This window comes from Halorarum sp. SLYT50 (assembly GCF_059821265.1).
On the sequence record NZ_CM187555.1, the window covers coordinates 2,855,254 to 2,868,455 of the forward strand.

A 13,202-nucleotide genomic window follows, 5' to 3' on the forward strand; every position below is an offset into this window, starting at 1 on the left:
ATATTATACAACCGTCCCCCGTGGGCACCTGGACACACACGATACGATTCTACGAATGGAAACTGCGGACCTAAACGCGGACCTGAGCCTGTTCAAGTACGACTCCCTCGAACAGTTGCCGGCGCGCTACCGGGACCTGGACGAGGCGGAGCGGACCCGCCGCATCGAGGCGGCGAGGGCGGAACTCGGCGACGACGTGGTGGTGCTCGGCCACAACTACCAGCGGCGCGAGATCGTCGAACACGCGGACTTCGTCGGCGACAGCTACCAGCTATCGACGGAGGCGGCCGAGTCGGACGCCGAGTACGTCGTGTTCGCGGGCGTGACGTTCATGGCCGAGTCGGCGGACGTCATCACCGACGACGACCAGACCGTGCTGCTCCCGTCGATGGAGGCGTCCTGTCCGATGGCGGGGATGGCCGAGGCTCTGCAGGTCGACGCCGCGTGGGCCGAACTCGCGGACGCCGTCGACGGCGACGTGGTGCCGGTGACGTACATGAACAGCTACGCCGACTTGAAGGCGTTCTGCGCCGACCAGGGGGGCTGGTCTGCACCTCCTCGAACGCCGCGGACGCGTTCGAGTGGGCGTTCGAGCGGGGGGACACCGTGCTGTTCCTGCCCGACAAGCACCTCGGCGAGAACACCGCACACGACCTGGGAGTCGCCGACGCGACGGTCACCTGGGACCCGTGGGACCCCGACGGGAAAGAGCCCGGAGCGGTCGCGGACGCCGACGTCGTCCTCTGGGACGGCTACTGTCAGGTCCACGAACGCTTCCGCGCGGGCCACGTGCACGACCTGCGGGAGCGTCGCCCCGATGCGAGCGTCGTCGTCCACCCCGAGTGCCGCCGGGAGGTGGTGGAGGCGGCCGACGTGGTCGGCTCCACGTCGACCATCTGCGAGACGGTGGCGACCGCCGGCCCGGGCGAGGCGTGGGCCATCGGCACCGAAATCCACCTCGCCAACCACCTCGACCGGTGGCACCCCGAGGTGGAGGTGCTCCCGCTGTGTGGCGACGCGTGCATGGACTGCAACGCGATGCGCCAGATAGACCCCAACTACCTGACGTGGGTGCTGGAGGGGCTCGTCGAGGGCGAGGAGCGCAACGTCGTCGAGGTCGCGCCCCGCGAGAAGGAACTGGCCGCGGTGGCCATGGAACGGATACTGGAACTGTGAGCCGGACCCCCGACGCGTACGAGGCGGACGTGCTCGTCGTCGGCTCCGGCATCGCGGGCTGTTCGGCCGCGCTCGCGGCCGCCCGCGAGGGGGCGGACGTCCTCGTGGCGACGAAAGCCGCGAAGCCCGCGGACGCGACGACCGACTGGGCGCAGGGCGGCATCGCCGTCACGCAGTCGGACCCGGACGCGTTCGCGGCGGACGTCCGTGCCGCTGGCGCGGGCGAGTGCGACCCCGCGGCCGTCGAGACGCTCGTGGGCGACGCGCGCGCCGCCGTCGAGGACGTCCTCCTCGACACGCTGGGCGTCGCGTTCGACCGGACGGACGACGGCTCGGGGTACGACCTGGGCCGCGAGGCGGCCCACTCCGAGCGGCGCGTCCTCCACGTGGACGCCTCGACCGGTCGGCACGTCCTCCGGCCGTTCCTCGCGCACCTCGAGGACCGCGAGAACGCCCGCCTCCTCCAGGACACCGCCGCCTTCGACCTGGTGACCCACGAGGGGCGCGTCCACGGCGCGCTGCTGGAACCGGCGGCGGGCGACAGGGACGCGTCGGCGACCCCGCCAGTGACGAGACGGACGGCGGCCGGAGCGCGGTCCCGGCGTTCGCGGGCGCGACGGTGCTCGCGACCGGCGGCATCGGCGCGCTGTACCGCGACAGCACCAACCCGGACGGCGCGACCGGCGACGGCATCGCGATGGCGGCGCTCGCGGGCGCGGACGTGGCCGACATGCAGTACGTGCAGTTCCACCCGACCGCGTACGCCGGCGACGACCCGTTCCTCGTCAACGAGGCGGTCCGCGGCGAGGGGGCGCTCCTGAGAAACGCCGACGGAGAGCGGTTCATGCCCGCGGTCCACGAGGACGCCGAGTTGGCCCCGCGCGACGTGGTCGCGCGCGCCGTCGCCCGCGAACGCGACCGCACGGGCGGCGTGACGCTCGACCTCTCGCCGCTCGACTTCCGCGCGGCGTTCCCGGACCTCGCGGCCGCCTGCGACGACCGGGGGGTCGACCCCGCCGAGGGGATTCCGGTCGCGCCGGCCGAGCACTTCCTGTGTGGCGGTATCGACGTCGACGACCGGGGGCGCGCCTCGCTCGACCGCCTGTTCGCCGTCGGCGAGTGCGCCCGCACGGGCGTCCACGGCGCGAACCGCCTCGCCTCGAAGGCCTGGTCTGGGGGCTTCGTGCCGGCGAATCCGCCGCCGGGTTCGACCCGGTGTGCGTCGACGCTCCCGCCCCCCGCGACAGCGACCCGGCGCTGCCCGACTCGTTCGCGCGGGGGAAGTTCCACCGCCTGCGCGACACCGCGTCCGACGCGTTCGGCCTGGTGCGCCGCGACGACGAGATGGCGCGCGCCGCCGGCGTCCTCCGGCGACTGAAGGGCGAGGTGGACGCGTACACCCGGACGCGCACCTCGCGCGGCCTGTACGAACTCCGGAACGCGACGGTGGTCGCCCTGCTGGTCGCGCGTGCGGCCGCCGAGGCGGAGTCGGCGGGCTGTCACCGCCGCGTCGGCGAGGCCGACGGAGCCACCGACGCCCGGGAGGAGGAGGCCCGTGCTGACTGACGCCACGGTCGAGTCGTGGCTCGCGGAGGACCTGGGGCACCACGACGTGACGAACCACGTCCCCGGCGAGACGACCGGGCGACTCGTCGCCACGGAGGCGGGCGTCCCCGCCGGACTCGACGCCGCGGTCCGCGTGTTCGACTACCTCGGCGCGGAAGCGACGCCGACGGTCGACGCAGGGGCGCGCGTCGACGCCGGCGACGCGGTGCTCCGAGTCGAGGGACCGGCCCGCGCGGTGCTCCGGGGGAGCGGGTCGCGGTCAACGTCGCCGGCCACGCCTCCGGGGTGGCGGCGGCGACGCGCGAGGCGGTGGACGCGGCCCGCGAGGTGACCGACGACGTCGCCGTCGCCGCGACCCGGAAGACGACGCCCGGTCTCCGGGGCGTCGAGAAGCGCGCGGTGGTCGCGGGCGGCGGCGACACCCACCGGCTGGACCTCTCGCACATGGTGATGGTCAAGGACAACCACGTCGCCGAACTCGGGCTGGAGGCGGCCGTCGGGCGGTTCCGCGAGCGCGCGTCGTTCGCGACCAAGCTGGAAGTCGAGGTGGAGCGGCCCGAGGACGGCGCCGGGCGGCGGACGCCGGTGCGGACGTCGTCCTGTTCGACAACGTGTCGCCCGCGGCCGTCGAGCGGGGCGTCGAGGCGCTCCCGGCCGGCACGCTCGCGGAGGCGAGCGGCGGCATCACGCTCGAGGACGTGCCGGCGTACGCCGCGACGGGCGTCGACGTGCTCTCGATGGGGAGTCTAACCCACTCGGCACCGGCGCTCGACTACAGTTTCCGGACCGGCGACGAGTAGGGCGGAGCCGGGTCGGACCCGGGTTACGCCCGTTCGGTCTCGAGGAGGCTCATCGTCTCGTCGACGGTCACGGACAGGACGTCCCCGTCGCAGGGGATGTCGAGGCGGACCGTCGTCGGGTCCTCGTTCACGACGGCGGTGTGGACGTCGCTCACGCACCAGTCGTTCGTCCAGAACGGTTCGGTGGTGAGGTCGGTCCCCCGCTCGCTGTGGAACGTGAGCACTTCGGCGGTGTCGAGGAGGTTCAACCCGAGGGCGGACTCGAGACGGTTGTCACACCGGTTGCAGACGTGCCGGACGACGACGTCCTGTCCGGGAACCTTCGTACACGAGTCGAGCGTCGTCTGCATTCGGCCCATACACTCCGGGCAGACGCCGTCGGCCGCGAGACAGTAGTGGTGCCGGACGTGGTGGTGGAACGCGTCGAGGAACTCCGCGGGGGTGCGGTCGTCGAGTCCGCCCGGCGGGAACGGGTAGTCGACGTGGCCGCGGCCGCAGTCGGCGCAGGCGATTGCGAGTCGCTCGTCGGCGTAACGCGCCTCCAACTCGCCCCCGCAGTGGTAGCAGTCGCCGGGCGCCTCGAACGGACCGAGTTCCGTCCGGCCGGTGAACGTGCCCGCGAACACGGACCGGACCACCTTCCACCCGGGCGTCCGGAACGCGTACCCCTCGTCGGTCTTGCGGACGAAGTGGTCGAGTAGCTGTTTGAGGTGGTAGTTGAAGTGGGCGCTGTCGTCCAGGTCGACCCGGTCGTACAGTTCCGAGAAGGGAACCGGGTCGTCGCTCCCCTGTTCGACGGTCGCCTCGTGGAGCGCCTGCAACACCTCGATGCGCGTCTCGTTGCCGAGGAGGGCGAACGCCTCGGCGGGCGTGAGGTCGGCCTCGCGAACGGCCTCGCGGGCCTCCTCGTCTGCGGGAGTACTCATTGGACGGAGGTTTCGTCCCCGACGACAAAACCGTTTGGCCGTCCGTCAGGACCAACGACTGCGTCCGCTGGAGCGAGCGACCCGGGTATCCCTCGACGGTTTGCGGCCGCTCCGTGGGCACGGCGGGGGTACGTGTCGGTCTGGTGGCGGTCCTGTACCTCGCGGTCGACGGGATTCTGGGCGCCCGTCGATGGACAACTGTACTCGGGTACCCCGCGCTGTTCGTGTTCCTACCCCTCGTGGCGTACTGGCTCGTCCGCCAGACGTTCGCTGGGGCGGGAAACGATACCGCTGGCGGGGACGTTCGACGTGGTGTCGCCAAGCAGTGATTTCGGCGGTTCCCGGGTAACGTTCTGGCTCGCCTCTCGATTGGCACGTTGGGCGGGCCCGTGCGACCGTGATTTGTCACGAAGTTGGTCGCTTCGAGAGCCACGACGAGTCCCCGGTCGCGGGACGGGCACTGGTGAAGCCCGCCTCTCCGTCTCGTGCGTCGCTTCTGACGGCATCCGAGTGGACGTCTGCGGTCGTGTTTCGAATAGAGCGCGCGTATTCAGCAAGCGCTTCCGTGCCCGCCATGGTAAGTTCGTGCATCTGCTGGCAGTTTCCATCTACTCAGTTCATATCCGAACAGCCGTCGCGAACCACCGAACGAGTTCGACGACCTGAACTATTAGGCCTCGGTCCACGACGATACCGTCGCGGTGGGTGTCTCTGTTCCGGGCGGGCAGATAACGTGTCCTATCCGCCGATCGTCAGCGGGTACGTGTTCGAAGGTTAGTTCTGGCGGCGGCGTGTCACACTCGACTTCAACCCTGGCCATGACGAGCCCCACGTCCTGCGCGTTCTGGAAGGATACGATGACCTTCACATCGTCACTGGCGAGCGTCTCGGTTCCCGTAACGGTAGCCGTTGGTACCGCCGTTACAGGCGTCGTCGACGCCTGCCAGAGTACGAACGAGAAGAGTACGACCGTCAACACGACGCTTACAGCCATGAGAAGACGCTCCGCCCACGTCGACTCGGTATCTCCATCATCGGTCGCTTGGTCGCTCTGACCGTCGGTCCCGTCCGAGCGGTCGCTCATAGGACCACCCTCGCCCCGCTTGCACCGAGCGACGCTGGAAGTCCGAGTACGACCAGCATCTGTACCCAAACTGTGACTGGTGACTGCCTGAACTGCCCAAATGCGGCTAGCAGTCCGACCACAACGACGATGCCGACCGCGTACGTGATGAAGGCGTGGCCCCATTGGTCTCGCCCGGTAGTGCCTTTGATACGCGTCTCGTGTCCTTGGAACTCTAATTCAAAGAGTACCAGGTAGGCCACCAGAACGCTCAGGATGATAATCAGGCCCAGTCGAGGCCAACTCGCGTACGCAGCCATCAGTGACATCTCGTCGGTCGGAGCTATCGTCATACTGACGAACATCGCGCCGATGGCGAGCATACCGAGGTGCCGGTAGAACGGCCGTTCCTCTCGCTGTTCGTCTTCAGTCTCCCTCAGCAACGTATTCGCCAGGGCAGCGCCGAATCCAAGCGGGACGACGAACAAGAGTCCCAACCGGGCCACTGTGAGCAGAGAATCACCTAGATCGACGATGCCGAATAGCAGGAGAACGACGTAGGCCGTTACGAAACTCTGTAACAGGAGTTCCATGAAGTCCGATACGGCCCTCCTCACCGGGGACGAGCCTTCCGCCCCCTTCTGAAAGCCGATGGTACGGGTGATGACGAGTACGACCCCGAGGCCAGCGACCACGTAAATCACTAACCACGCCGTGGGGAGTTGCCATCCATGCCACCACATCTCCATGGTGAAGAGCAGTTCGACGCTTACGATTAGGGCGCCCACTACGCCGCGTCCCTGATCTCGGAGGAGTCCGTACGCGTTCTGCGGCATGGTCCAGATATACGAAGTCACCGTATAAACGGAGGATGGTAGGTAGCTTCGCGTAGCAGAGTCACCCCTCTCCGCCCACGTCCTTCGAATGTAGCTCGTCTTCGGCCTCCCGGTCCCGGGGTCGTAGACCGGTGACGACACAGACGAGGGAGAACACCGCGACCACGAGCGACACGGCGGTTCCCGGAACCTGGTTGACGCGGTGTTACTCGGCCACGGTCATCCCGCGAACGCCAGGACGCGACAGGGCCGGGCGCCGATTGACAGTGAACAGGAGGAGGTACACCCGGCGGAGACGGTGGGCGATCGTCTCCTCGGTAGAGACCTCGATCGTCGGCTCCGGTAGTCCTGGCTCAGGTGCCCGAACTCGGCGAGGTGGCGTGGCGTCGACCGCCGCGCGGAACTCGCCGTGTTACGCCGACTCGCCTCCCGCGGGGAACCGCGGCGCGTCGTCCTCGCCGTCCACCGTCGCGCCGTCGAGTTCGGCGAACGCGTCGCGCACCCTGTCCCACGTCTCCGAGAGCGCCTCGACGATGACCTTGGTGTCGCCGACGACCGGCATGAAGTTGGTGTCCTCCGCCCACCGGGGGACGACGTGGGTGTGGAGGTGCGGCAGCGACCCGCCGGCGCCGTCACCCAGGTTCATCCCGGCGTTGTAGCCGTCGGGGTCGATGGCGTCGTCGAGCGCCGCGAACGTCCGCTGTTTCATCCGCGCGTGGTCGAGGAGCACCTCGTCGCTCAGCGCGCCGTACGCGCGCTCGTGTACCCGCGGGATGACCATGGCGTGGCCCGGGTTGTACGGGTAGTTGTTCAGGAGGACGAACGACCGGGGCGAGCGGGCGACGATGCGCGCCTCGCGGTCGTTCCCCCGTTCCGGGAGGGTGCAGAACGGGCAGCCGTCGTCGCCGTCGTCGTCGCGCTCGACCCACTCGATGCGCCACGGGGCGAATATCTGGTCCACGGACGAGCCAGACCGGGGACCCCCTTCAACCCGTAGCTTCGTCCTCGCGCTCGGGTCAGAATCCGGCCGGGGAGACCCACTAGCCAAAGGCTTATTAGTAGCGTGGTACCTTTATCGGCGTCACTTGTGTAGGGAGGCACGCATGGCGACCCAACCCTCCGACCCCGACAGCGTCTCCGAGGCCTGTTCCCACTGTGGTGGGGAGACGCTCCACGACGTGCGAGTCGAGATTCGCACCGAGAGCGAAAAGGAGGAGAATGCGGAATTCTCCCGTGAACCGTACCGCGTCGTCACCTGCAACGAGTGCGGGTCCGAATCGGCGATGCGGATGAACAACGCCTAGGCCGGACGGAGAGCCGGCGCGTCCCGGAGCGCGCCGGGTCCGGTTCAGGCGCCCATGCACCGTCGTGGGCAGCCCCACGACGACCCAACGGTGACGGACCCGACTACGGAGTCGGAGCGTCCGAAGCCTATTGGTAGAGGCCTTCGGTGGTCACTTCGACCCCGTCATCGGTTATCACGAGCGTGTGTTCGGCCTGACTGACGAGTGTTCCCTCTTCCTCCTTCAACACCGGGTACCCCTTGATGATGCCGTTCGTCTTCAGGCGGCGGAGCGCCATCTCCGCGCGCGAGGACGAGAGCCACCGCGCCGCGAACGGCAACCCGTCGAACTCCCGTATCTCCTCGAGCACCTGCCGCGCCGACCGGTTCCGGACCGAGCGGTCGCTCGTCAACTCGTATATCTCCTCTTCCCCCCCTTCGCCGACCTTCCCGCGGCCGTCCGTGGCGAACGGTTCGATGGCGACGACCTGCCCCGGTTCGAGTTCGACCGACCGGTCGACGCCCCGGTTGGGGATGTTCGGTCCCGTGTGGGCGTCGAACCGCTCGACGCCGTGGCCCGAGAGGTTGTAGACGGGCGTGTACCCGTACGCCTCGATGACGTCCTCTATCTCCGCGCCGATCTCGCCGACCGGGACGCCCGGCCCGGCCGCCTCGACGGCGGCGTCGAGTGCCTCCTCGGCGGCCTCGGTGAGTTCGGTCGCGCCCGCGAGGTCCACCGTGACGGCCGCGTCCGCGATGTACCCGTCGACGTGGACGCCCACGTCGAGACAGACCAGGTCGTCGCCGAACTCGGTGTCGTCGTCGCGGCTCGGCGTCGCGTGGCTCGCCTCCTCGTCCACGCTGATGTTGACCGGGAACGCGGTGCCCGCTCCCTCCTCGCGGATGCGCTCTTCGACGTGTTCGGCGACCTCGAGGTGGGTCGCGCCGGGTTCGACCAGTTCGCGTCCCTCCTGCAGAACGGTCGTCAGTATCTCGCCCGCCTCCCGGTACTTCGCCAGCGTGTCCTCGTCGAGCGCGCTCATGTCGCCGCCTTCGGCCGATGCGTCCAAAGGGGTTGCGCTCCGGTGTCGGGGGCGTCGACCGGTTCGGACGAACGACCGTCGACCGAGGCGTGCCGTCCCCCCGCGAACACCCACCCGCTGCGTGAGGGGAGCGGGTGCGTCGAAGACGGCGTTCGGCTACGTTTCACACGGGAGCCGACCGGAGGACGGTTTTTGTCGCTCCGGAGCGTCCCGTCGGTCGATGACCCGCCCGCGGTTCGGAGTCGAGGTCGGGTCGTGCCACCGACGCGTGGACCCCGACGACTGGGACGACGTCTACGTCGTCGGCGACGTTCACGGGTGTGCCGATGCGCTCGACCCCGGCCCGACCGACCTGGTCGTGTTCGTCGGCGACCTGGTGCGCAAGGGAACCCGACAGCCGGGGCGGTGGTCGAGCGCGTCCGCGACGCGCCCACCGTCCGCGGGAACAACGAGGAGAAACTCCTCCGCGGGGAGGCGGCGCTCCCCGACCTGACCGACGACCACCTCGACCGGTTCGCCTCGCTCCCCGTCGCCGTCTCCTGGCCGGGACGGGGCGGCGCGCCCGGCGCGCTGGTCGTCCACGGCGGCGTGGACCCCCGGAAGTCGCTCGCGGACCACACCGTCGACGACCTGGAGAACCCCCGCTCGCTCGTCCCGAGGAGAGCTACGGCGACCGACCGTACTGGTGGGAGCGGTACGACGGCCCCTGGCGCGTGTTCTTCGGACACACCGTCCTCGACCGACCGGTGGTCCGCGAGTTCGCCGTCGGGCTCGACACGGGCTGCGTCTACGGCGGCGACCTGACGGCGTACGACTGGCGCGGCGACGCACTCGTCTCGGTCCCGGCGACCGACGACGGGCGGGACCGCGCCGACGAGAAGGTGCTCGAACCGCCGTTCACCGACGAGACGGACGCGCGTCGACCGGAGAGCGCCGACCCCGCTCGGTGAGCCGACGAGCGACGACCGGTCGCGGGCACCGCGCCCACGCGGTCGGCTCGACGGACCCGTACGCGAGGAGGGTGACCGGGGTGACGGCGGTTCCGCGGGATTTTTGCTCCGACCGGGGAACCCGACGGTATGGCCAACCAGCCCCACCTGCTCGTGGACGAGGGCGACGTTCACGACGTCGCGCTCGTCCCGGGCAACCCCGGTCGCGTAGACCGCATCGCAGACCAGTGCGACGAGTCGGAGTTCGTCTCCGAGAACCGGGAGTACCGCATCGTCAACGCGAGCTACGAGGGGGTCGACCTCACCGTCTGCTCGACCGGAATCGGGTGTCCGTCCGCGGCCATCGCTATCGAGGAGTTGCACAACGTCGGCGTCGAGACGGTCGTCCGCGTCGGCACCTGCGGGGCGCTCCAGTCGCACGTCGACATCGGCGACATGGTCGTCGCCACCGGCGCCGCCAAGGAGGAGGGGACGAGCAAGCGCTACGAGTCCGAGACGTACCCCGCGACGCCCGACTACGGGACGCTGACCGCGCTCGTGGACGCCGCCGAGGCCCGCGACGAGGCGGTCCACGTCGGCCCCATCGTCTCCGACGACGCGTTCTACAACGAGTCGGAGGCGTACGTCGCCGACTGGGAGGCCGCGAACCTGCTCGCCATCGAGATGGAGGCGGCGGCCGTCTTCTCGCTCGCGCGCCGCCGCGGCATGCGCGCGGGTGCCATCTGTACCGCCGACGGGAACCTCGTCGAGGGTACCCAGAAGGGCGCGGACTCCGAGGAGGAACTCCCCGAGAAGGCGAAGAACAACGTCGGCCGCGCCATCGGTATCAGTCTCGACGCCGTCACTCGGCTGTGAGATGTTCGAGCGGCTGACCGCCCGGCTCGCGGCGGCCGCCCGCCGGGTCCGGCGGCTCGAACGGCGCGAACTCGCCGAGCTCCGGATGTGGCTCGAGGAGACGGACAACCTGGTCCACCTCTCGGTGCTGCTGTTCGTCCCGGTGCTCGTCGCGGTGGTCACCCAGTTGTCGAACGCGTTCGACGAACTGCTGCCCGTGCTCTTGTTCCCGCCGCTCGCGTCGGGGACGTACACCCTGTTCGCGAACCCGGAGGGGAAGTACTCGGACCCGCTGAAGTTCGTCGTGGGACTCACCGCCGGTGCGGCCTGTGGGTGGTTCGCGCTCGGAGTCGAGTCGTCGCTGCTCGCGGTGCCGGCCGACGCGTTGGTCTCGCCGCTCAGCGCCGGCCTCTCGCTGCTGCTGACCGGCGGGGTCACGTGGCTACTCGACGTGGAGGAGCCGTCGGCGTTCTCATCGGCGCTGCTCGTGCTCGCGGCGCCGGAGCGCCCCGAGGTGTACGTCGGGTTCATCCTCGTCGCGAGCGCCCTCGTCGCGGGCGCGTTCGCGCTGTGGCGGCGCCAGTTCTACCAGCAGCGCGCCCGGTACCTCTACGGGACGACCCGCGCGGACGACCACGTGCTCGTCCCGATGCGCGGCGAGTCCCAGCTCACGACGGCGCTGTTCGGCGCGCGGCTGGCGGCCGCCCACGAGGCCGGGAAGGTCGTCCTCCTCGACGTGGTCGACGACGAGCGGGTCGCCGCCGCCGAACAGTCCGCGGTGGGCGGGACCCGCGCGGGCGCGTCCGCCCCGTCCGAGCGCATCGAGGACATCGAAGAGGAGGAGACGCGCCGGGCGGCGGTGGAGTCGGCCCGCCGGCTGGAGGAGTGCGCCGCGACCGTCCGGACCCGCGTGGGCGTCCCCTGCGAGGTGGTGGTCGCCAGCGGCCGGCCGGCGTCGACGACGCTGGAGACCGCGCGCGCGTCGAACTGCGACCTCATCGTCGCGCCGTACGAGGAGGACCGCGGTCTCCTCTCGGAGTTCGTCCGGACCGTGTTCCGCGACCCGACCGACGCCATCGCGTTCCGGTCGGTGACCGGCAGAGAGCGATGGCGGCGCGTACTCGTCCCGGTGTCCCGCCCGGGCGACTCCGCGCACGCGATGGTCGACTTCGCCACGCGGCTCGCGGGCCGGTCGGGGAGCGTCTCGGTGTGCACCTGCATCGACCGCGAGGTGGAGCGTCGACCCGCGGAGAACCGGCTCTCGAACATCGTCGACGCCGTCGACGGCCCCATCGAGACCCGCGTCGCGCGAGCGGACGTGCTCGACTTCATCGAGGCGAACGCCGGCGCGTACGACCTCGTCCTGCTCGGCTCCTCGCGCGACCGCTCGGCGGCCTCGCGGGCGGTGTCGCCCCCGACGTTCGAGCGGCTCCGCGACCTGGACTGTGACGTGGCGGTCGTCGACCGCGGCTCGCCCGGCTAGCGCCCTCGCTCGTCCGCCTCGTCCTCCTCGAGTATCTCGCGCGCCACCGCCTCGGAGTCGCCCTTCTCCAGCGCGGACTCCACGAGGAGGTGGCCACCGATGCTCGCGGGGGAGATGACGGTGTTCGCGCCGGCGCGCTTCAGCTTGTTCACGTTCTCGCGTTCGGTCGCGGCGGCGACGATGGTCACCTCGGGGTTGAGCTGTCTCGCCGTGAGGATGGCGAGCGCGTCCTCGGCGTCGTCGTTCGTCGCGGCGACGACGGCGCGCGCCTCCGTCACCTTCGCGCGGGTGAGCGGCTCCTCGCCCGAGGGGTCGGCGGTGAGCACGTCTATCTCGCGCTCGCGGAGCGACCGGGCGACGGCCTCGTCGGGCGTGACGACGAGGAACTCCACGCCGGCGGCGGCGAGTTCTTCGATGAGCGGTTCGGTCAGTTCCCCGTGCCCGAGCACGAGGACGTGTCGTTCGAGGATGTCGAGGTTGGTGTCTGTCATGCGTCCGAGCGCGGTGGTGAGGCGGGCTTCGATGGCGGGAGTGAACAGCACCCCGAGCGCGACGGCGAAGGCGGCGACGTTGAGGACGAGCGCCGACATGGCGAACCAGCGTCCCAGGTCGGTCGTCGGCGTCACGTCGCCGTACCCCACCGTCGAGGCGGTGACGACCGAGAAGTAGACGGCGTCGGTGATGGAGTCCACCCCGGCGAAGTGGTCCTGGAGCGCGTACGCTCCGGCGGTGCTGTAGCCGAGCGAGCCGACGAGCGCCGCGAGCGACGCGAGTTGCGTCGTCGTGAGGTCGAACTCGTTGGCGAACAGCCGGCGGTTTCGCGCCAGCGCCGCGATGGCGAGCAGCGAGGTGACCGCGAGCAGGACGCTCGGGTACGTCCCCGCCGCCAGCCCCTGCAGGGCCGTGAGCGGGAGCAGTACGAGCGCGGCGTACCAGCCCGCGCGGTACCCCCGCCGGAGCGCCAGCGTCGACGCGAGCAGGAGAAACCCCGTTATCGTCCCCGTGAAGCCGGCGAGCGTCGTCAGCGCCTCGGGGACGTACTGACCCACCGGAAGCTGTGGACCGACGGTGAAGATGCCGCCGATACCGACGAGCACCGAGAGCACGGCGGCGGCGCCGGCGAGCCACACCGCCGCGCGCCCGCCGATGCGGTCCTGCCAGTCGGCCATACCCCGCCCTCGGCACGGGGTCGGTAAAAGTCTCGCCGTCCGGGATTGGCGAGACGCGAGCGCGCCCGGTCAGG

10 protein-coding genes and 4 pseudogenes are annotated in these 13,202 nt (G+C 70.1%); 8 read left to right on the top strand and 6 right to left on the bottom strand.

Features of this window, described 5'->3' with window-relative positions; all coding sequences use genetic code 11:
* Positions 1 to 55: 55 nt before the first annotated feature.
* The 3 pseudogenes from nadA to nadC all read left to right on the top strand — a co-directional run bounded on the left by nadA (position 56) and on the right by nadC (position 3,542).
* Positions 56 to 1,176, top strand: a pseudogene (nadA, locus tag AC6RUA_RS14950) (quinolinate synthase NadA).
* Positions 1,173 to 2,742: pseudogene (locus tag AC6RUA_RS14955) on the top strand (L-aspartate oxidase). The pseudogenes nadA and AC6RUA_RS14955 overlap by 4 nt, the downstream one beginning before the upstream one ends.
* A pseudogene (gene nadC, locus AC6RUA_RS14960) lies at positions 2,732 to 3,542 on the top strand (carboxylating nicotinate-nucleotide diphosphorylase). The pseudogenes AC6RUA_RS14955 and nadC overlap by 11 nt, the downstream one beginning before the upstream one ends.
* 23 nt (positions 3,543 to 3,565) lie before the next feature.
* Here the strand turns inward: nadC and AC6RUA_RS14965 are convergent.
* On the bottom strand, positions 3,566 to 4,468 hold the full coding sequence (locus tag AC6RUA_RS14965) for a winged helix-turn-helix domain-containing protein (protein ID WP_499813794.1): 903 nt from the start codon (positions 4,466 to 4,468) through the stop codon (positions 3,566 to 3,568).
* Between the two features lie 143 nt (positions 4,469 to 4,611).
* Between AC6RUA_RS14965 and AC6RUA_RS14970 the strand changes: the two genes are divergently transcribed.
* The gene (locus AC6RUA_RS14970) at positions 4,612 to 4,797 is read left to right on the top strand and encodes a hypothetical protein (protein WP_499813795.1); all 186 of its coding nucleotides are present in this window, start codon (positions 4,612 to 4,614) and stop codon (positions 4,795 to 4,797) included.
* Between the two features lie 341 nt (positions 4,798 to 5,138).
* Here AC6RUA_RS14970 and AC6RUA_RS14975 read toward each other — a convergent pair whose 3' ends face one another.
* The 3 genes from AC6RUA_RS14975 to AC6RUA_RS14985 all read right to left on the bottom strand — a co-directional run bounded on the left by AC6RUA_RS14975 (position 5,139) and on the right by AC6RUA_RS14985 (position 7,328).
* A complete protein-coding gene (locus AC6RUA_RS14975) occupies positions 5,139 to 5,552 on the bottom strand; it encodes a hypothetical protein (RefSeq protein ID WP_499813796.1) in 414 nt (137 codons plus the stop codon).
* Entirely contained in the window at positions 5,549 to 6,367 is an 819-nt protein-coding gene (locus AC6RUA_RS14980) for a DUF2391 family protein (protein ID WP_499813797.1), read from the bottom strand. Before AC6RUA_RS14980 ends, AC6RUA_RS14975 begins: the two co-directional genes overlap by 4 nt.
* Positions 6,368 to 6,779: 412 nt before the next feature.
* On the bottom strand, positions 6,780 to 7,328 hold the full coding sequence (locus tag AC6RUA_RS14985; RefSeq protein WP_499813798.1) for an HIT family protein: 549 nt from the start codon (positions 7,326 to 7,328) through the stop codon (positions 6,780 to 6,782).
* Between the two features lie 142 nt (positions 7,329 to 7,470).
* Here AC6RUA_RS14985 and AC6RUA_RS14990 point away from each other — a divergent pair, with 142 nt between their 5' ends.
* Positions 7,471 to 7,671 (top strand): DUF7835 family putative zinc beta-ribbon protein, encoded by a 201-nt coding sequence (locus tag AC6RUA_RS14990; RefSeq protein ID WP_499813799.1) that lies wholly within the window; start codon positions 7,471 to 7,473, stop codon positions 7,669 to 7,671.
* Positions 7,672 to 7,798: 127 nt separating this feature from the next.
* Here AC6RUA_RS14990 and map read toward each other — a convergent pair whose 3' ends face one another.
* Positions 7,799 to 8,692: a type II methionyl aminopeptidase gene (gene map, locus AC6RUA_RS14995; RefSeq protein WP_499813800.1), complete on the bottom strand. Its 894-nt coding sequence runs from the start codon at positions 8,690 to 8,692 to the stop codon at positions 7,799 to 7,801.
* A gap of 220 nt (positions 8,693 to 8,912) precedes the next feature.
* Here map and AC6RUA_RS15000 point away from each other — a divergent pair.
* The 3 genes and pseudogenes from AC6RUA_RS15000 (at position 8,913) to AC6RUA_RS15010 (ending at position 11,959) form a co-directional block, all read left to right on the top strand.
* A pseudogene (locus tag AC6RUA_RS15000) lies at positions 8,913 to 9,642 on the top strand (metallophosphoesterase).
* 129 nt (positions 9,643 to 9,771) lie between these two features.
* Positions 9,772 to 10,497 carry a guanosine phosphorylase gene (locus AC6RUA_RS15005; protein ID WP_499813801.1) on the top strand — a complete coding sequence of 242 codons (726 nt, stop codon included), beginning with the start codon at positions 9,772 to 9,774 and terminating at the stop codon, positions 10,495 to 10,497.
* A 1-nt stretch (position 10,498) separates the two neighbouring features.
* A complete protein-coding gene (locus AC6RUA_RS15010; protein ID WP_499813802.1) occupies positions 10,499 to 11,959 on the top strand; it encodes a universal stress protein in 1,461 nt (486 codons plus the stop codon).
* Here AC6RUA_RS15010 and AC6RUA_RS15015 read toward each other — a convergent pair.
* Complete coding sequence (locus AC6RUA_RS15015) at positions 11,956 to 13,128, bottom strand: NAD-binding protein (protein WP_499813803.1); 1,173 nt, start codon at positions 13,126 to 13,128, stop codon at positions 11,956 to 11,958. The two genes, AC6RUA_RS15010 and AC6RUA_RS15015, sit on opposite strands and share 4 nt — an antisense overlap.
* Between the last annotated feature and the right edge of the window lie 74 nt (positions 13,129 to 13,202).

What these genes read in the sequence shown, in the direction of transcription:
- AC6RUA_RS14980 (WP_499813797.1), bottom strand. Translation starts at nt 6,367, where the DNA reads ATGCCGCAGAACGCGTACGGACTCCTCCGAGATCAGGGACGCGGCGTA.
- AC6RUA_RS14975 (WP_499813796.1), bottom strand. Translation starts at nt 5,552, where the DNA reads ATGAGCGACCGCTCGGACGGGACCGACGGTCAGAGCGACCAAGCGACC.
- map (WP_499813800.1), bottom strand. Translation starts at nt 8,692, where the DNA reads ATGAGCGCGCTCGACGAGGACACGCTGGCGAAGTACCGGGAGGCGGGC.
- AC6RUA_RS15005 (WP_499813801.1), top strand. Translation starts at nt 9,772, where the DNA reads ATGGCCAACCAGCCCCACCTGCTCGTGGACGAGGGCGACGTTCACGAC.
- AC6RUA_RS14965 (WP_499813794.1), bottom strand. Translation starts at nt 4,468, where the DNA reads ATGAGTACTCCCGCAGACGAGGAGGCCCGCGAGGCCGTTCGCGAGGCC.
- AC6RUA_RS15015 (WP_499813803.1), bottom strand. Translation starts at nt 13,128, where the DNA reads ATGGCCGACTGGCAGGACCGCATCGGCGGGCGCGCGGCGGTGTGGCTC.
- AC6RUA_RS15010 (WP_499813802.1), top strand. Translation starts at nt 10,499, where the DNA reads ATGTTCGAGCGGCTGACCGCCCGGCTCGCGGCGGCCGCCCGCCGGGTC.
- AC6RUA_RS14990 (WP_499813799.1), top strand. Translation starts at nt 7,471, where the DNA reads ATGGCGACCCAACCCTCCGACCCCGACAGCGTCTCCGAGGCCTGTTCC.